Source organism: Streptomyces sp. NPDC041068 (genome assembly GCF_040647455.1).
Lineage (GTDB): Bacteria > Actinomycetota > Actinomycetes > Streptomycetales > Streptomycetaceae > Streptomyces.
Genome location: NZ_JBEZCG010000004.1, coordinates 564,315 through 582,438, shown reverse-complemented (window position 1 = coordinate 582,438; position 18,124 = coordinate 564,315). Strand labels below are relative to the sequence as shown.

Sequence of the window (18,124 nt, the reverse complement as noted above, 5' to 3'; positions counted from 1 at the left end):
ATCGGCGTCACGCCCGCCTTCTGCGCCGAATGGAAGAAGTCGTACGCACCGTGCAGATTGCCGTGGTCGGACATCGCGATATGCGTCATGCCCATCTCGTTCGCCGCGTTGAACATGTCCTTCAGCCGGGCGGCACCGTCGAGCAGCGAGTACTGAGTGTGGACATGCAGGTGCGTGAAGGATCGGGACACTTCCGCTACTCCTCGGACTCGGCACAACAGACTGTTGTCTGAGCCGACATCCAATCCCCACGCAACAGCGGGGATCAAACAACGAAAAGGACACCACCACAACCACTGGTTGTGCGAAGCAGGCTTCTCCCTACTGCGGGTTGGCCCGCTCCATCACGCGCCGCAGGCCCTCCGTGAGCTGCTCGGCGCTCGTCGATGCCGGTGAAGATCGCGGCGAGCCCTCTGGGTGATGACCTCCAGGTTCAGCGTCCAGATGGCCCGGAACTCGGGGAACGAGCGGATGGCGTTCGCCCGCGTCCCCTCGAAGCGCTCGAACGAACCGGCCTCACCCGCTCCCCTGTCGCCCGGCGCGGCCTCGAAGACACCGGCCGTGTCCCTCATGAGCGCGATGAAGACCTCGACGAGCAAGGCACCCTGCGACGCTTGCCTAAGACGTGCGTACAGCCCTCGGCACACACCTCGGCGTGCCGTCGAATCCGCACGCCAAAACGCCGGACAGGTGGAAAATTCCAGCCTGTCCGGCGTTTGAGGACGAACTCGGCGAAGCCGGTGACCTACGGCAACCGAAGCCGTGGTCCCGCAGGACCCCTAGTCCGTGAGGTCCACCGCGCGCGCGGACTCCGCCCCGATCTCCTCCGCAAGCTCCGTGAGCACCGGCTGCGGCACCGTGTCGTCCACGGTGAGGACCGCAAGGGCCTCGCCGCCGACGTCGGCGCGAGCGACCTGCATGCCCCCGATGTTGATGCCCGCCTCGCCGAGGACGCGGCCCACCGTGCCGACGACGCCGGGACGGTCGGCGTACCGCAGGACGACCATGTGGTCGGCGAGCGTCAGGTCCACGTCGTACTCACCGATGGAGACGATCTTCTGGAGGTGCTTCGGGCCCGCCAGCGTGCCGGAGACCGCGATCTCCTCGCCGCCCGAGAGCGTGCCGCGCACGGTGACCACGTTGCGGTGGTCCGGCGACTCGGAGCTGGTGGTGAGGCGGACCTCGACGCCACGCTCCTGCGCGAACAGCGGAGCGTTGACGTACGAGACGGTCTCGTCGACGACGTCCTCGAACACGCCCTTCAGCGCGGACAGTTCGAGCACCTTCACGTCGTGCTGGGTGATCTCGCCGTACACCTCGACGTCGAGACGGGCCGCGACCTCCTGGGCCAGGGCCGTGAAGATGCGGCCGAGCTTCTCGGCGAGCGGCAGGCCGGGGCGCACGTCCTCGGCGATGACACCCCCCTGCACGTTCACCGCGTCGGGCACGAGCTCACCGGCGAGGGCGAGGCGCACCGACTTGGCGACGGCGATGCCGGCCTTCTCCTGCGCCTCGTCCGTGGAGGCGCCGAGGTGCGGGGTGCAGACGACCTGGTCGAACTGGAAGAGCGGGGAGTCCGTGCAGGGCTCCTTCGCGTACACGTCCAGGCCGGCGCCGGCGACGCGGCCCTCCTTGAGGGCGGAGTGCAGCGCCTCCTCGTCGACGATCCCGCCGCGCGCGGCGTTGACGATGCGGACGGTCGGCTTGACCTTGTGCAGCGCCTCGTCGCCGATGAGACCGAGGGTCTCGGGCGTCTTGGGGAGGTGCACGGTGATGAAGTCGGAGACCTCGAGCAGCTCGTCCAGCGAGAGGACCTTCACGCCCATCTGCGCGGCGCGCGCGGGCTGCACGTAGGGGTCGTAGGCGACGACCTTCATGCCGAAGGCGCTCATGCGCTGCGCGACGAGGGCACCGATGCGGCCGAGGCCGACGACGCCGAGGGTCTTCTCGGCGAGCTCGACGCCCGTGTACTTGGAGCGCTTCCACTCGCCGTTCTTCAGGGCGGTGTTGGCCTGGGGGATGTTGCGCGCGGTGGCCAGGAGCAGGCCGCAGGCGAGCTCGGCGGCGGTGACGATGTTCGAGGTCGGCGCGTTCACGACCATCACGCCGGCCTTGGTGGCGGCGGACACGTCCACGTTGTCCAGACCGACGCCCGCGCGGGCGACGACCTTCAGCTTCTTGGCGGCCGCGATGGCCTCGGCGTCGACCTTGGTCGCGGAGCGGACCAGGATCGCGTCGACGTCGGCGATGGCGGGCAGCAGCTCGGCGCGGTCGGCGCCGTTGCACTGGCGGATCTCGAAGTCCGGGCCCAGGGCGTCGACAGTGGCGGGCGACAGCTCTTCGGCGATGAGTACGACAGGTTTCGAGCTCACGTGGGTCCTCACAAGTCCAATGCGGACGGCCGTCCCGACGGCCGCAGGCGGTGGAGGGTGCTAGCCGCGTGGAAGACGCACGACGCTGTGGGCCCGACGCGAATGTTGAACAGCAGTGTAGTGGCGTTACGGGGCTCCTCATGCGCCTCTTTGGAAGGATCACCCATCCGTGGCTGGACAGCGCGGACAAGCGCGAACGTCAGCCCCTGCCGACGGTGAAATCAGCCCCTCCGGCGCTGGAGGAGCGGGGTCCGGGGCGGAGCCCCGAGGCAGAGCCCCGGACCCGAGCACCCTCACTCGTCGTCGTTGACCCAGGACATCAGCTTGCGCAGCTCCTTGCCCGTGGTCTCCAGGAGGTGGTTCTCGTCCTGGGTCTTGTACTCGTTGTACTTCTTCAGACCGCCGTGGTACTCGTCCATCCAGTTCTTGGCGAACGTGCCGTCCTGGATCTCCGCGAGGACCTTCTTCATCTCGGCCTTGGTGGCGTCCGTGATGATCCGCGGGCCGGTGATGTAGTCGCCCCACTCGGCGGTCTCGGAGACGGACCAGCGCATCTTCTCCAGGCCGCCCTCGTACATGAGGTCCACGATCAGCTTCAGCTCGTGGAGGCACTCGAAGTACGCGATCTCCGGCTGGTAGCCGGCCTCGGTCAGGGTCTCGAAGCCCGCCTTGACCAGCGCGGCGGTACCGCCGCAGAGCACGGCCTGCTCACCGAACAGGTCGGTCTCGGTCTCCTCGGTGAAGGTCGTCTTGATGACGCCCGCACGCGTGCCGCCGATGCCCTTGGCGTACGAGAGCGCCAGCGGGAAGCCGTTGCCGGTGGCGTCCTGCTCGACGGCCGCGATGCACGGGACGCCGCGGCCCTCCTCGTACTGACGACGGACGAGGTGCCCCGGACCCTTCGGGGCGACCATGGCGACGTCGACGCCGGCCGGGGGCTTGATGAAGCCGTAGCGGATGTTCAGGCCGTGGCCGAAGAACAGGGCGTCGCCGTCCTTGAGGTTGTCCTTGATGGACTCCTCGTAGACCTGGGCCTGGATCGGGTCCGGCACCAGGATCATGATGACGTCGGCCTCGGCCGCCGCCTCGGAGGGGGTGACGACCCGCAGGCCCTGCTCCTCGGCCTTGGTCTTGGACTTGGAGCCCTCGTGCAGACCGACGCGGACGTCGACACCCGAGTCACGCAGCGACAGCGCGTGGGCGTGGCCCTGGCTGCCGTAGCCGATGACCGCGACCTTGCGGCCCTGGATGATGGACAGGTCGGCGTCGTCGTCGTAGAACAGCTCGGCCACTGGGAATCTCCTATGTGTGCTGGTGTTGCGTCCCACCGTACGGCGGGTTCAGTGAGGGAAGTTCACGGGTCTCGCCATGCGGGCGGACCCGGGGACGGGTTCAGGCCGTGCGGCCTCGGACCGCGCGGTCTCAGGCCGTCCGGTCGAGCGCCCGCAGGCTGCGGTCCGTGATGGAGCGGGAGCCCCGGCCGATCGCGATGGTGCCGGACTGGACGAGCTCCTTGATGCCGAAGGGCTCCAGCATCTTGAGCATGGCCTCCAGCTTGTCGCTGCTGCCGGTGGCCTCGATGGTGACGGCCTCCGGGGAGACGTCCACGGTCTTGGCGCGGAACAGCTGGACGATCTCGACGATCTGGGAGCGGGTCTCGTTGTCGGCGCGGACCTTCGCGAGGACGAGTTCGCGGGCGACGGCGGCGCCCGGCTCCAGTTCGACGATCTTCAGGACGTTGACGAGCTTGTTGAGCTGCTTCGTGACCTGTTCGAGCGGCAGGTCCTCGACATTCACGACGATGGTGATGCGGGAGATGTCGGGGTGCTCGGTGACGCCGACGGCGAGCGAGTCGATGTTGAAGCCGCGGCGCGAGAACAGGGCGGCGATCCGGGCGAGGATGCCGGGGGTGTTCTCGACCAGGACGGAGAGCGTGTGCTTGGTGGACATGACTCTTGGTCTCTCTTTCGCTCTCGGTCTCAGTCGTCTTCGTTGTCGCCGAAGTCGGGGCGGACGCCCCGGGCCGCCATGACCTCGTCGTTCGAGGTGCCGGCCGCGACCATCGGCCAGACCTGGGCGTCCTCGTGGACGATGAAGTCGACCACGACGGGGCGGTCGTTGATGGCGTTGGCCTCGGCGATGACCTTGTCGAGGTCCTCGGGGCGCTCGCAGCGCAGCGCCACGCAGCCCATGGCCTCCGACAGCTTCACGAAGTCCGGGACGCGGGTGCCCTTGTTGGGGCCGATGTCCTCGGGACCGCTGTGCAGGACGGTGTTGGAGTAACGCTGGTTGTAGAACAGCGTCTGCCACTGGCGGACCATCCCGAGAGCGCCGTTGTTGATGATGGCGACCTTGATCGGGATGTTGTTCAGGGCGCAGGTGGTGAGCTCCTGATTGGTCATCTGGAAGCAGCCGTCGCCGTCGATCGCCCAGACTGTGCGGTCGGGCTGTCCGGCCTTGGCGCCCATCGCGGCGGGGACCGCGTAGCCCATCGTTCCGGCGCCGCCGGAGTTGAGCCAGGTCGCGGGCTTGTCGTACTCGATGAAGTGCGCGGCCCACATCTGGTGCTGACCGACGCCCGCCGCGAAGATCGTGCCCTCCGGGGCGAGTTGACCGACGCGCTCGATGACCTGCTGCGGGGAGAGCGAGCCGTCCTCGGGCTGGGTGTAGCCCAGCGGGTAGGTCTCGCGCCAGCGGTTGAGGTCGGCCCACCAGGCGGTGTAGTCGCCCGTGTGGCCCTCGGTGTGCTCGGCCTGGACGGCCTGGACCAGATCGGCGATGACCTCGCGGGCGTCGCCGACGATCGGCACGTCGGCGGCGCGGTTCTTGCCGATCTCGGCCGGGTCGATGTCGGCGTGGACGATCTTCGCGTACGGGGCGAAGCTGTCCAGCTTGCCGGTGACGCGGTCGTCGAATCGGGCTCCGAGGGCGACGATCAGGTCGGCCTTCTGCAGCGCGGTGACGGCGGTGACCGCACCGTGCATGCCCGGCATTCCGACGTGCAGCGGGTGGCTGTCGGGGAATGCGCCGAGCGCCATCAGTGTGGTGGTGACGGGCGCTCCGGTGAGCTCTGCCAGGACCTTCAGTTCGGCGGTGGCCTGAGCCTTCAGGACGCCGCCGCCGACGTAGAGGACCGGGCGCTTGGCCGCGGTGATGAGCTTGGCGGCCTCGCGGATCTGCTTGGCGTGCGGCTTGGTCACCGGGCGGTAGCCGGGCAGGTCCTGCTGCGGCGGCCAGGAGAACGTGGTGCGCGCCTGCAGCGCGTCCTTGGCGATGTCCACGAGGACGGGCCCCGGACGCCCCGTGGAGGCGATGTGGAAGGCCTCCGCGATGGTGCGCGGGATGTCCTCGGCCTTGGTGACCAGGAAGTTGTGCTTGGTGATCGGCATCGTGATGCCGACGATGTCCGCCTCCTGGAAGGCGTCCGTGCCGATCGCCTTGGAGGACACCTGGCCGGTGATGGCGACCATCGGGACGGAGTCCATGTGGGCGTCGGCGATCGGGGTGACCAGGTTGGTGGCACCGGGGCCGCTCGTCGCCATGCAGACACCGACCTTGCCGGTGGCCTGCGCGTAGCCGGTGGCGGCGTGGCCCGCGCCCTGCTCGTGGCGGACCAGGACGTGGCGCACCCGGGTGGAGTCCATCATCGGGTCGTACGCGGGAAGGATGGCGCCGCCGGGAATGCCGAACACCGTGTCGGCCCCGACTTCCTCGAGAGAACGAATGAGGGACTGCGCACCCGTGACGTGCTCGACGGGGGCGGAGTGCTGTCCTGAGGATCGGGGCCGCGGCTGCGGATGGTGGGCCCCGGTGGCCTGCTCGGTCATCGGCATTCTCTTCTCGAAGCTGAGGGTTTTTGCGGGGGTTTTGCGGGGGTTTGGCAGGTGCCAGTGCAACAAAAAACCCCTCGTGCCATGAGGCAAGCGAGGGGAGCGCGCCGGGTGCGGTCGCTGGGGATTCCGGTGTCCGGACCGGTCAGTCCCAGCTTCAGCCGACGCGCTTTCCAAGTACGAGAATTCGGGTGCGCATGGCATTGACCCTCCCCCCGGCACGCAGCACCTGTCAAGTAGGTGGGACGGGGGTCTCATTATGTGAGCGGGCGAAGGACGAAGGGCCGCCTGTGTACTTCCCTGAAGGGGCGCTTCCGAAGGCCCCCGAAGGACCGCCTCCGTACGCCCCCGGGGGGCCGCCCGCGAACACCGGCTCGGCCGGGCAGCGCGGCACCGGGTACTCGCCCATCGTGAGCGCCCGGCGCAGCCGGTACTCGTCCAAGGGCCCGGAGAACGCCATGCCCTGCCCGTGCGTGCAGCCCATCGCGCGCAGGGCGACCACCTGCTCGGGCAGGTCGACGCCGTCGGCCACGGAGAGCAGCCCCAGGTCGTTGGCGATGCGCAGCAGCCCTGAGGTGATCTTGTGCAACCGCGCGGACTCGACGACGCCCTCGATGAGGCTGCGGTCCAGTTTCAGTACGTCCACGGGGAGCCGACGCAGGGCCGTGATCGCCGCGTAACCACTGCCGAAGCCGTCGAGCGCGATGCGTACGCCGAGTCGGCGCAGGCCCGTCAGACGGCGCTCCAGCTCGTCCAGGGACACCCGGGGGTCGCTGTCGGCGAGCTCGATGACGAGCGCGCCGGAGGGCAGGCCGTGCCGGGTCAGGAGCGCCTCGATGGAGCCGAGCGGCATGGACCGGTCCAGCAGGCGGCGCGCGCTCATCCGCACCGCGACAGGCACCGCGTGGCCGGTGCGGCCGCGCTCGGCGGCCTGCTCGACGGCCTCTTCGAGCATCCAGCGGCCGAGCTCGGTGGCGCGGTCGCCGTCCTGGCCCTCGCCGCCCTCGGACACCCGCAGGAACTCGGCGGGCGTGAAGAGGATGCCCTGCGCCGAGCGCCAGCGGGCCTGTGCCGCGACCGACGTGATCCGGCCGTCGTCGAGGCAGACAACGGGCTGGTGGAGCAGCGCGAACTCGCCGTCGTGCAGGGCTGCGCGCAGCCGCGTGGCGAGCTCCGCCTTGCGGACGACGTCGGCCTGCATCTGGGGGGCGTACAGCTCGACGCGGCCCTTGCCCGCGGCCTTGGCGCGGTACATCGCGAGGTCGGCGTTGCGCAGCAACTCCCCGGCGCCGATGCCCGGTTCGGCGAAGGACACGCCGATGGACGCCGCGACGCGTACGTCGTTGCCGTCGATGGCGTAAGGCTGGGACAGGGTGATTCTCAGCCGGTCGGCGAGCTCGAAGATGTGCTGTTCTCTCGCGGCTTGGTCTCTGGTCCCGTCGCCGACGATGAGGGCCGCGAACTCATCGCCGCCGAGCCGGGAGGCGGTGTCGCCCGAACGCACCGCCTCCTGAAGTCTGCGCGCGGCCTGGATGAGCAGTTCGTCACCGGCCTGGTGTCCGATGGTGTCGTTGACGGCCTTGAAGCCGTCGAGGTCGATGAAGAGCACGGCCGTGCCGCGGTCGGTCACTCGGCGGCCGGTCAGCGCCTGGCCCACGCGCCGGGTGAACAGGGCGCGGTTGGGCAGGTCGGTGAGCGGGTCGTGCTCGGCGTTGTGCTGCAACTGCGCCTGGAGGCGGACCCGTTCGGTGACATCCCTGCTGTTGAAGATCAGGCCGCCCTGGTGGCGGTTGACGGTGGACTCCACGTTCAGCCAGTCGCCGTCACCGGACTTGAAGCGGCACTCGATGCGAGTGGTCGGCTCCTCGACGGGGTTGGCCGCGAGGAACCTGCGGACCTCGTGGACGACCCGGCCGAGGTCTTCCGGGTGCATCAGCGAGGCCAGTTCGGAGCCGACGAGCTCTTCGGCGTCGCGGCCGTAGACCCCTGCGGCGGCCGGGCTGACGTACCGGAGGATGCCGTTCGGCGCCGCGATCATGATGACGTCGCTGGAGCCCTGCACCAGGGACCGGAAGTGGTTCTCCTTCTGGGCCAGCTCCTGGGTGAGCGTGATGTTGTCCAGGAGCATGATTCCCTGGCGCACCACGAGCGCGAGCACGACGGTGCCCGCGGTGAAGAGCACGACGCGGTCGACGCTGCGGCCGCTCAGTACGTTGTAGAGGATCCCCAACGTGCAGACGGCGGCGGCCAGATACGGCGTGAGGGCGGCCAGCGATCCGGCGATCGGACGGGTCGCGGCGGCCCGCTGCTGCTCCTCGGGCACGCTGTCGTACTGCACGCGTGCGTGGGCCTGGCCGTACGCCCCGCGCGCGTGCCAGGGGGCGGCCCAGGGGGCGTACGCGAGGAGGAGCGAGCCCGCGAACCAGCCGGCGTCCAGCATCTGGCCCGAGCGGTAGCTGGCGTGCAGCAGCGGCGAGGTGAACAGCGCGTCGCACATGACGGTCAGGGCCAGCGCGCCGATCGCGGTGTTCACCGCGGTGCGGTTGGCCGACGACCGTCTGAAGTGCAGCGCGAGGACCATGCTGACCAGCGCGATGTCGAGGAGCGGATAGGCGAGCGAGAGCGCGGCGTGCGCGACGCTCTGACCCTCGAACTGCGCGGTGTGCGCGAGGGCCAGGCTCCAGGAGAGCGTGAGGAGCGAGCCCCCGATCAGCCAGGAGTCGAGGGCGAGGCAGACCCAACCCGCCTTCGTCACCGGGCGCTTGGCGAGCACGAGCAGACCGATGATGGCGGGCGGGGCGAAGCACAGGAAGAAGAGATCGGCGAGGCCGGGGCTCGGCACGGGGCGTTCGAGGACGACCTCGTACCAACCCCATACCGCGTTGCCGATCGCTGCCATCGCGGAGGAGAGCGCGAACAGCAGCCATGCGGGTCGAAACCGGCTGCGGCGTGTGCGGGAGTAGCGGAAACAGGAGATCGCGGCGGCCGCGGCGGCGACGCTCAGCCCGAAGTCGCCCATGATCAGGGCGAGTCGGTCCGATCCCCAGCCGAGCGCCGAGCCTGTGGCGTACGCACCACAGATCAGCAGCAGCACCAGCTGGGAGACGAGGCCTCGGCCACCGGGCAGGGGACGCCTGGTCAGCGGCGCCCCGGGCGGCAGCGGTGCCGTCGCCAGGCCCCCTTCGAGGACGGCGGTGGAGGACGGGCGGGCGCTCACCGGGCCGCCCTGCTCCGCGCCGCCCCCGTGTCCGTCCGGCCCCCGCGCCGGCCTGGCCGGCACTGGCGCTGATGCGTCCGGCGCCGACCGCTCGTGCGGCTCCCGCCGTGCCTGCGTCTGCGGGCCGGTGCGCGTGAGAGTCGCCGGCGGCGGTCCCGCCGCGTCGGATCGTTCGCCCATAGGCCGTGCATCGCCCGTCGCCCCCCTCGCAGTCTGATGTCTCATCCCCTGCGCCGAACGGGTCCACGGCGCATCCCCTGTCGGGACGATACACCAGTCTCGTCACTCAGGGACATAGCTTCTCTACGCTGCGTGACTGTCCGACGAGAAGCGGACACGGGGCGCACGCATGCGAGTGCGGAGCGTGCACAAAGCGACTCCGGTTGATCAACTGCCCGTGGTCAGCACGACGTTGTCCAGTGGCCGTCCGGCGACGTACTCGGTCAGCTGCGCCGCCAGCAGGCGCTTGGCGCGGGGCAGGAACGCGGACGATGATCCGCCCACGTGCGGACTGATGAGCACTCCGGGAGCGTGCCACAGCGGGTGACCTGCGGGCAGCGGTTCCGGATCGGTCACGTCCAGGGCGGCGGTGATGCGCCCCGACTCCAGTTCGGCGACGAGCGCCTTGGTGTCGACGACGGGGCCGCGGGCGACGTTCACGAGCAGCGCGCCGTCCTTCATGCGGGCCAGGAAGTCCGCTCCCACCAGGCCGCGCGTGGTCTCGGTGAGCGGCGTGGAGAGGATGACGACGTCCGCGTCGGGCAGCAGGGAGGGCAGCTCGGCGAGCGGGTGCACGGGACCGCGCTCCGTGGCACGGCCGGAGCGCGCGACGCGCGCCACCCGCGCGCATTCGAAAGGGGTGAGCCTGTCCTCGATGGCGGAACCGATCGATCCGTAACCGATGATGAGCACGGACTTGTCGGCGAGCGCCGGGTAGAAACCGGACCGCCACTCCTCCTGCCGCTGCCCCTCCACGAAGCGCGGGATGCCCCGCAGGGACGCGAGGACCAGGGCGAGCGCGAGCTCGGCGGTGCTGGTCTCGTGCACCCCGCGCGCGTTGCACAACTGCACACCGGGCGCCAGGAACTTGAGCCCGGGTTCCACGTGGTCGATGCCCGCGGTCAGTGTCTGTACGACGCGCACGGACGTCATCGCGGACAGGGGGCGTACGGCGATCTCCGTGCTCTTCATGTAGGGCACCACGTAGAAGGCGCAGTCGGCGGGGTCCGCGGGGAAGTCCGGGCCACCGTCCCAGAAGCGGTAGTCGAGCCCCGCTTCCGACGCGTCGGGGAGCCCTTGGATGTCATGCGCTTCGAACGGAAGCCATACGTCTGTCGTCATGGCCAGGAGGCTAGTGCGGACCAGCGGCACACCGCCGTCGGGGAGGCAGCGCTCGGGGCCGCGGCGGCAGCGGTTAGTTTGGATGATCTCCGGACGAGGAGTGGGGAGGGCACGGCCAGGTGGACCGCAGGACGATCGGCGCGGGGGCGCTCGAAGTGGGCGCCGTCGGACTCGGGTGCATGCCGATGAGCTGGGCTTACACCGGCTCGCGGCAGCGGGGCGACGCGTCCTTGCGCACCGTGCACGCCGCGTTGGACGCCGCCGGTGGCGACGGTCGGACGCTGCTGGACACGGCGGACATGTACGGGCCCTTCACCAATGAGCTGTTGATCGGCAGGGTGCTGAAGGAGCGGCGTGCCGAGGCGTTCGTCTCGACGAAGTGCGGACTGCTCGTGGGCGAGCAGCACATCGTCGCCAACGGCCGCCCCGGCTATGTGAAGCGGGCCTGCGACGCGTCGCTGCGGCGGCTGCAGACGGAGACCATCGACCTGTACCAGCTGCACCGCGCCGACCCCGAGGTGCCCATCGAGGAGACCTGGGGCGCGATGGCCGAGCTCGTGGCCGCCGGGAAGGTGCGGGCGCTGGGGCTGTGCGCGGTGGGGGCGCGCGCTCATCGGCGTACCGTGCCGGGGCGGCCCGTGGCGGGGCTGCACGACCTGACGATCCGGCAGTTGGAGCGGGTGCAGCAGGTCTTTCCGGTGAGCGCGGTGGAGGCCGAGCTGTCGGTGTGGTCGCCCGAGGCGCTGGACTCGCTGCTTCCGTGGTGTGTGGCGCGCGGGGTCGGCCTCCTCGCGGCGATGCCGTTGGGGAATGGTTTCCTCACCGGCACGCTGACGCCCGGGCAGGGCTTCGAGCCGGACGACCTGCGGGCCCGGCACCCTCGCTTCACCGCCGAGATGATGGCAGCCAACCAGCCGCTGGTGGTGGGGCTGCGCCGGGTGGCGGAGCGGCACGGGGCGACTCCGGCGCAGGTCGCGCTGGCGTGGGTGCTGGCGCAGGGGCGGTATGTGGTGCCGATTCCCGGGGCGAAGCGGGAGCGCTGGGCGGTGGAGAACGCCGGGGCGGCGGCGGTGCGGCTGACGGCGCAGGACCTGGCGGAGATCGCGGCACTGCCGGCGGCGCTGGGGTCGTGGGACTGAGCGGGGCCTGGGACTGAGTGGGGCCGGGGACTTAGCGAGGCCGGGAGCTGAGCGGGGCCGGGGGTGAGCGGGGCCGGGGGTGAGCGGGGCTGGGGGGGTGAGCGGGGCCGGGGCCGAGGGGGCTGCTTCCCGCGAGCTGCGGGGCGCGATCTCGTGGCGGAGGATTGGGAACCTGCGGGGCGCGAGCGGTGTATGAACTGTAGAAGCGCTGCGTCGAAGGGATCCTGATCGTGCAACGACCTGCTGTTACGGCCGTGTTGACCGCTGCCGCCCTTGTCTTCGCGGCCGGATGTTCGTCCGGGGGCGGGGACGAACCGGACAACGGCAAGAGCCCGACGAAGCCCGAGAAGTCGACCCAGTCCCCCACCGGGAAGCCGGGCGCCGATGCCCCACCGGAGAAGGGTTCCGCAAAGGTCACGCGCACGCTCACGACGGACCTGAAGTCCCCGTGGGGCCTCGCCGCCCTGCCCGACGGCGACCTCCTGGTCTCCTCGCGCGACGAGGGGACGATCACCCGGGTGGACGGCCGGACGGGCGAGAAGACGGAGCTCGGCTCGGTCCCCGGCGTCTCCCCCGGCGGCGAGGGCGGCCTGATGGGCCTCGCGCTCTCCCCTTCGTACGCATCGGACCACATGGTGTACGCGTACTTCACGACGGAGTCCGACAACCGCATCGCCCGCATGCTCTACGACGAGAAGAAGCCCTCCGGCGAGCAACTGGGCGCGCCCGACACGGTCTTCAAGGGCATCCCCAAGGGCGTGATCCACAACGGCGGCCGGATCGCCTTCGGCCCGGACAAGATGCTGTACGCGGGCACGGGCGAGACGGGCGACACGGGCCTCGCGCAGGACAAGGAGTCCCTGGGCGGCAAGATCCTCCGCCTCACCCCCGACGGCGAGCCGGCCCCCGACAACCCCTTCGGCGACTCCCCCGTGTATTCGTACGGCCACCGCAATGTCCAGGGCCTCGCCTGGGACGAGGAGAAGCGGCTGTGGGCCTCGGAGTTCGGCCAGAACACCTGGGACGAGCTGAACGAGATCAAGGCCGGCGACAACTACGGCTGGCCGGAGGTCGAAGGCAAGGGCGACGGCGACGAGGGTTTCCACGCCCCGGTCGCCGTGTGGAAGACCTCCGAGGCATCACCGAGTGGCGTCGCCCATGCCAAGGGCTCGGTGTGGATGGCGGCCCTCGGCGGCAAACGGTTGTGGCGCATCCCGGTGCGCGGCGTGGACGGCGAGCCGAAGCCGCAGGACTTCCTGACCGACGAGCACGGCCGCCTGCGCACGGTGCTCGCCGCGGGCGGCGACAAGCTCTGGCTGGTCACGAGCGAGACGGATTCGCGGGGGACGCCGGAGAAGGGCGACGACAAGATCCTGGAGGTGGAGGTGAAGTAACTCAGCGGCCGGACGCGGTGGAGGGCTGTGCGCCATCGGAAGGCGGGGCGTCGCCGGAGGGCTGGGCACCACCGGAGAGCCGGGTGTCGCCGGGAGGCCGTGCGTCGCCGGAAGCGGGGACCGCCGAAAGGCGGGGCGTCGCCAGAGAGCCGCGCGTCAGCGGGGCCGGGCTTCGCCGGAAGGCCGGGCATCACCGGAAGGCCGGGGGTCGCCGGAAGGCCGGGTGTCACCGGAACGCCGCGTGAGCTGCCGGAGGGCTATGCCTCGCCGGAAGATCGGGCGCCCTCGGAGGGCTCCGCGTCGCCGGTGTCGTCGGGGCTCGATGTCTCGTCGGTGCGCGGGGACGGGACAGGTGGGCGTACGACCACCTTGCCCGACGTCAGATCGATCGGCCCCCGGCCGGGATCGCCGTCGGCGAGGTCGACGCGGGTCATCTCCAGGCGCTTCTGCTCGTCGTCGGTGTGCTTGCGCCCCGGCGAGAACAGGGCCTCGATCGCGTTGAACACTCCGCCTCCCAAGAGCCGAGATCCTGCCGTCAAGCGTAAGCGAGGTCGCCGGAAACCGGCCGGGGTCGCAAGAGCGCAGGTCAACCGGCCACCGGCTGGTCTCCCGCGGGGAACAGCCGCAGGCGGTGGGCGAGGGCAGCGGCCTCGCCACGGCCGGTGACGGACAGCTTGGCGAGGATGTTGGAGACGTGGACGCTCGCCGTCTTCGGGGAGATGAAGAGTTCCTCGGCGATCTGGCGGTTGCTGCGGCCCACCGCGACCAGCCTCAGGACGTCCCGCTCCCGGCTGGTCAGGCCGAGCGCCTCCGCCGGGTCGGCGGGGGCGGCGGGTGCGGGCGCGGCCTCGGTGGGGTTCAGGGTGAGGCGGGCCCGCTGGGCGAGTCCGGTGATGGAGTCGGCGAGCGGCCGGGCGCCGAGCCGCTGTGCCACCTCGCCTGCCTGGCGCAGCAGTTGGGCGGCGCGGTCGCGGTCGGTGGTGTCCGGGGCGAGCAGGGACTCGGCCAGGCGCAAGCGGGCCTGGGCGAGGTCGAAGGGGCGGTCGAGGGGTTCGAGGGCGGCGACCACGGCGGACCACTCGGCGGGGCCGTCGCGGCCTTCGGAGCGCAGGAGTTCGGCGCGCGTCCACTCGTCGTAGGCGCGCCAGAGAGGGATGGGGGTGGCGAGGGCCTTGGCGGCCTTGCGGATCTGTTCGACGGCGGCGGGGCGTCCGGGCTCGGCGACGGGCAGGCCGCGGGCGTCGGCCTCCATCGTGGCGGCGGCGAGCACCAGCGGCCAGCCGTACTTGTAGGTGCCGACGGGGAGGCCGGTGGCGAGGCCGCGTTCGAGCTCGGCGCGGCCGTCCAGGACGCGGCCCTCCCCGGCGGCGATGCCGAGGGCGATGCGGAAGAGCAGAAGGAGGTACTGAGGTTGTGGATCATGGGTGCCGAGGTGCTGGTGGGCGACCTGCATCTGGCGGGTGGCGGCGGCGAGGTCGCCGCGGAAGAGTGCCATGCGCGCGGTGCGTTCGGCGGCCGAGACCCGGGGCTTCGAGCTGGTCACGCAGCGCTGGGTGTGGGCGACGGCTTCGGCCGCCTCGTCCCAGCGGCCCAGGGAGATCAGCGACTCGGCGGCGTTGGCCCAGACCCAGCCCTCGGTGTCCACCAGGCCGTACTTCCGGCAGAACTCGATGCCCTCCATCGCGACCCGCACGGCCTCGGCGGAGCGGCCGACGCCCTCCAGGGAGGAGGGGAGGTTGATGTGGGCCCGGCTCAGGTTCGAGACCAGGGCTTCTCGGACGACGCGATCCCTGACCTCGTACATCTCGGCGAGGCCCTCCTCGGGGGCGCCCGCTTCGATGAGGAGGGCGCCGCGGGTGAGGCGGGCGTTGAGCTCGATGGTGTCGGCCTTGACCATGCGGGCGTACTCGACGGCGCGTTCGGCGGCGGCCAGGGTCTCCGCGCCCGGGTCGTGCAGCATCCCCCAGGACGCGGCGTGCACGAGGACGTCCGCGTGCACCTCGGAGGGCGGCAGACCGCGCATCAGCTCCTGGGCCTTGGCGATCTCCTCCCAGCCGTCGCCGCGGCCGAGGAAGGAGACGAGACGGGAGCGGGCCACCCAGAACCAGGCGGAGCGGAGGGGGTCGTTCTCGCCGTCGAGGAGGCGCAGGGCGCGCTTGGTGATCTTCAGTGCGCGGTCGCGTTCGCCGCAGAGCCGTCCGGCGACGGTGGCCTCGGCCATCAGGTCGAGATAGCGCAGCGGCGCGGTGGCGGGGTCGCAGCCGCAAGCGGGGTAGCCCTCGACGTAGTCGGCGGGGCGGAGCTGTTCGCGGACGGCCTCGGGGGCGGCGTCCCAGAGCTCCATGGCCCGTTCCAGCAGCCTCAGTTGCTCGGCGTAGGCGTGCCGGCGGCGGGCCTCGACGGAGGCGCCGAGGACGGCGGGCAGGGCCTTGGCGGCGTCGTGCGCGTAGTACCAGTAGGTGGCGAGGCGGGTGGCGCGCTGGTCGGCGGCGACGAGCGAGGGGTCGGCCTCCAGGGCCTCGGCGAAGCGGCGGTTGATGCGGGAGCGCTCGCCGGGCAGCAGGTCGTCGCTGACCGCCTCGCGGACCAGGGAGTGCCGGAAGCGGTAGCCGTCGCCGTCCGGCGAGGCGAGCAGGATGTTGGCGCCGACGGCCGCCCGCAGCGCTTCGATCAGGTCGTCCTCGGAGAGCCCCGCCGCCGCGGCGAGCAGTTCGTACTCGACGGTGGAGCCGCCCTCGGCGACGATCCGCGCGACCCGCTGGGTGTCCTCGGGCAGTTCCTCGACGCGGACCAGGAGCAGATCGCGCAGGGAGTCCGTCAGGCCCGCGCAGCTGCCGCCGTGGGAGGCGACGGCGAGCTCCTCGACGAAGAAGGCGTTGCCGTCGGAGCGGTCGAATATGTCGTCCACCAGGGACGGTTCGGGCTCGGCCGCGAGTATCCCGGCCATCTGGCGGGCGACCTCGTGCTTGCTGAAGCGGCCGAGTTCGATGCGGCGCACGGTGCGCAGCCGGTCCAGCTCGGCGAGCAGGGGGCGCAGCGGGTGGCGGCGGTGGATGTCGTCGGCGCGGTAGGTGGCGAGGAGGACGAGGCGGCCGCCGCGCAGCGTGCGGAAGAGATAGGCGAGGAGGTTGCGGGTCGAGGCGTCGGCCCAGTGCAGGTCCTCCAGGGCGACGACGACCGTGCGGTCGCGGGAGAGGCGCTCCAGGAGGCGGGCGGTGAGTTCGAAGAGACGGGCCATGCCCTGCTCGTCGGACCTGCCCGCGGTGCCGTGGCCGTGCGGGGCGGGGGCCGCCAGCTCGGGAAGGAGCCGACCGAGCTCCTCCTCCTGGCCCTCCGCCGCGGCGGCAAGCTCGTCGGGCAGCTGCCGGCGCAGCGCGCGCAGAGCGGTGGCGAACGGGGCGAACGGCAGGCCGTCGGCGCCGATCTCGACGCAGCCGCCGACCGCGACGACGGCGCCCTGCCGCTGCGCGGCCTCGGTGAACTCCTCGACGAGGCGCGTCTTGCCGACACCCGCCTCGCCGCCGAGCAGCAACGCCTGCGGCTCGCCCGGACCGGGGCCCTCTGCCTCGGCGAGGCCGAGAGGGGTTCCCGTGGCACGGGCGAGCGCTTCGTTCAGTACGCCCAGTTCGTCGGCTCGGCCGACGAACACCGGGCTGACGGACCTGGTCTCCACAGCCGCGAGCATCGCACAGTGCGCGGGCCGCGCGGCACCCGATATCCGCGGAGCGGTCACCGGCGCCAGCCCCTTCACCTCAGGCGGCCCGTGTGAAGCGGGTCTTCCCGAAGGTCTTTCCAAGGGTCTTGCCGATGACCTTCCCGAGGGGCTTGCTCACCTGCCCCTCGGCTTCGTGGCCGGCCGAGCGGCGGGCGGCGGCGCGGACCGTGCGGGCCTCGCGGAGCAGTCGGCCGTCGGCGGCCTCCCGGCCCAGGTCGGCGGCGCGGAGCTGGTGCATCTCGTACTCGAACATCTCGTACCCCTTGGGTTGTTGTGGTTCTCGGTGGTTCCCATCGCTCTCTGCGATGTCTCCACTCTCGTCTCCCAGGGGGGTCGTCCACATCGGGCGAGTGCCGCATCTGAAGGGGGGTGGGGGCCTTAGGTGCGACGAAGGGCGGGGCAGGGGCCTTAGCCCCTGCCCCGCCCTTGCCTTAGGCGTGTGAACGGGTCGGCTCAGGACGGCGCCGAGGGCAGCGTGATCAGCAGGTTCGAGTACTTGGCGACGGCAAGGATCAGTCCGATCACACCGAGCGCGACACCCGCCCAGGCCACGGACTTGATCCAGGTCGCCTGCTCCTGGCCGGGGGCGCCGAACAGGGGCTTGACCAGAACCAGGAAGCCGCTGACCAGGGCCGCGAGGGCGAAGACGCCCGCGACCAGCGCAGTGGCCTTCCAGGCATCGCCGTACACGGCCTGGATCGTCGTGGCGAGACTGGCAGAGCCCTGCTGGCTCTCCATGTTCCCGACGAGGGTCTCTTTGGCCGACGCGATCGTGCCGAGCCACCCCCCGGAAAGCCCGATCACGCCGAGCGCGACGGAGACGACGGCCGCGGCGCCCTGGCCGACTCCGGTGGACTTGGCGGGCGCGGCGGGCGCGGCGTCGAGCTCCGCGTCGCCCTCGCCCTCGACGTCGGCTTCGGCTTCGGCTTCGGCTTCGGCTTCGTTTGAAGCCTCGGTCTCGGCCTCCGCGGCCGCACCGGACGTGGCGTCCTTGGCAAGGTCCGCGCCCTTGTCCGTCCCGGTACCGACGGCGTCCTCGGGGCCGCCCTCCTCGGTCGCTTCCTCGGTCTCGGCCGCGCCCTTGGCCCCGGCCGCGTCATCAGTCTTAGTACCCAT

The 18,124-nt window shown here is 71.1% G+C and carries 14 protein-coding genes; 2 read left to right on the top strand and 12 right to left on the bottom strand.

Annotated features, from left to right (window positions below; translation table 11 throughout):
* From AB0B50_RS12470 to AB0B50_RS12435, 8 genes are all read right to left on the bottom strand, one after another.
* Window positions 1-191, bottom strand: a 191-nt coding sequence (locus tag AB0B50_RS12470) for a PHP domain-containing protein (RefSeq protein ID WP_362329132.1), incomplete at its 3' end; no start/stop codon positions are given.
* Window positions 192-344: 153 nt separating this feature from the next.
* A complete protein-coding gene (locus tag AB0B50_RS12465; protein WP_362329130.1) occupies window positions 345-599 on the bottom strand; it encodes a hypothetical protein in 255 nt (84 codons plus the stop codon).
* A gap of 180 nt (window positions 600-779) precedes the next feature.
* Window positions 780-2,372: a phosphoglycerate dehydrogenase gene (serA, locus tag AB0B50_RS12460; protein ID WP_362329128.1), complete on the bottom strand. Its 1,593-nt coding sequence runs from the start codon at window positions 2,370-2,372 to the stop codon at window positions 780-782.
* 293 nt (window positions 2,373-2,665) lie between these two features.
* Entirely contained in the window at window positions 2,666-3,664 is a 999-nt protein-coding gene (gene ilvC / locus AB0B50_RS12455) for a ketol-acid reductoisomerase (RefSeq protein ID WP_362329126.1), read from the bottom strand.
* A gap of 130 nt (window positions 3,665-3,794) precedes the next feature.
* On the bottom strand, window positions 3,795-4,322 hold the full coding sequence (gene ilvN, locus AB0B50_RS12450) for an acetolactate synthase small subunit (RefSeq protein ID WP_055700890.1): 528 nt from the start codon (window positions 4,320-4,322) through the stop codon (window positions 3,795-3,797).
* 29 nt (window positions 4,323-4,351) lie between these two features.
* Window positions 4,352-6,199 carry an acetolactate synthase large subunit gene (locus AB0B50_RS12445; protein ID WP_362329124.1) on the bottom strand — a complete coding sequence of 616 codons (1,848 nt, stop codon included), beginning with the start codon at window positions 6,197-6,199 and terminating at the stop codon, window positions 4,352-4,354.
* A 235-nt stretch (window positions 6,200-6,434) separates the two neighbouring features.
* Window positions 6,435-9,419 (bottom strand): EAL domain-containing protein, encoded by a 2,985-nt coding sequence (locus AB0B50_RS12440; RefSeq protein ID WP_362329122.1) that lies wholly within the window; start codon window positions 9,417-9,419, stop codon window positions 6,435-6,437.
* Window positions 9,420-9,806: 387 nt separating this feature from the next.
* Window positions 9,807-10,760 carry a 2-hydroxyacid dehydrogenase gene (locus AB0B50_RS12435; RefSeq protein WP_362329120.1) on the bottom strand — a complete coding sequence of 318 codons (954 nt, stop codon included), beginning with the start codon at window positions 10,758-10,760 and terminating at the stop codon, window positions 9,807-9,809.
* 119 nt (window positions 10,761-10,879) lie between these two features.
* Between AB0B50_RS12435 and AB0B50_RS12430 the strand changes: the two genes are divergently transcribed.
* Together AB0B50_RS12430 and AB0B50_RS12425 are read left to right on the top strand one after the other, a co-directional pair.
* Window positions 10,880-11,899: an aldo/keto reductase gene (locus AB0B50_RS12430; protein ID WP_362329118.1), complete on the top strand. Its 1,020-nt coding sequence runs from the start codon at window positions 10,880-10,882 to the stop codon at window positions 11,897-11,899.
* A 257-nt stretch (window positions 11,900-12,156) separates the two neighbouring features.
* On the top strand, window positions 12,157-13,293 hold the full coding sequence (locus AB0B50_RS12425) for a PQQ-dependent sugar dehydrogenase (protein WP_362329204.1): 1,137 nt from the start codon (window positions 12,157-12,159) through the stop codon (window positions 13,291-13,293).
* A gap of 257 nt (window positions 13,294-13,550) precedes the next feature.
* Here the strand turns inward: AB0B50_RS12425 and AB0B50_RS12420 are convergent, their stop codons facing one another.
* The 4 genes from AB0B50_RS12420 to AB0B50_RS12405 form a co-directional block, all read right to left on the bottom strand.
* Window positions 13,551-13,799, bottom strand: coding sequence for a DUF6191 domain-containing protein (locus AB0B50_RS12420; RefSeq protein ID WP_362329116.1), 249 nt, complete (start codon window positions 13,797-13,799; stop codon window positions 13,551-13,553).
* 80 nt (window positions 13,800-13,879) lie between these two features.
* A complete protein-coding gene (locus AB0B50_RS12415) occupies window positions 13,880-16,978 on the bottom strand; it encodes an AAA family ATPase (protein ID WP_362329202.1) in 3,099 nt (1,032 codons plus the stop codon).
* Window positions 16,979-17,045: 67 nt separating this feature from the next.
* Window positions 17,046-17,261 carry a hypothetical protein gene (locus tag AB0B50_RS12410; protein WP_362329114.1) on the bottom strand — a complete coding sequence of 72 codons (216 nt, stop codon included), beginning with the start codon at window positions 17,259-17,261 and terminating at the stop codon, window positions 17,046-17,048.
* A 200-nt stretch (window positions 17,262-17,461) separates the two neighbouring features.
* Window positions 17,462-18,124 (bottom strand): hypothetical protein, encoded by a 663-nt coding sequence (locus AB0B50_RS12405; protein ID WP_362329112.1) that lies wholly within the window; start codon window positions 18,122-18,124, stop codon window positions 17,462-17,464.

Excerpts from the sequence above, each read along its gene's own strand:
- ilvN (WP_055700890.1), bottom strand. The coding sequence starts at position 4,322 with ATGTCCACCAAGCACACGCTCTCCGTCCTGGTCGAGAACACCCCCGGC.
- AB0B50_RS12445 (WP_362329124.1), bottom strand. The coding sequence starts at position 6,199 with ATGACCGAGCAGGCCACCGGGGCCCACCATCCGCAGCCGCGGCCCCGA.
- AB0B50_RS12435 (WP_362329120.1), bottom strand. The coding sequence starts at position 10,760 with ATGACGACAGACGTATGGCTTCCGTTCGAAGCGCATGACATCCAAGGG.
- AB0B50_RS12415 (WP_362329202.1), bottom strand. The coding sequence starts at position 16,978 with ATGCTCGCGGCTGTGGAGACCAGGTCCGTCAGCCCGGTGTTCGTCGGC.
- AB0B50_RS12410 (WP_362329114.1), bottom strand. The coding sequence starts at position 17,261 with ATGTTCGAGTACGAGATGCACCAGCTCCGCGCCGCCGACCTGGGCCGG.
- AB0B50_RS12405 (WP_362329112.1), bottom strand. The coding sequence starts at position 18,124 with ATGGGTACTAAGACTGATGACGCGGCCGGGGCCAAGGGCGCGGCCGAG.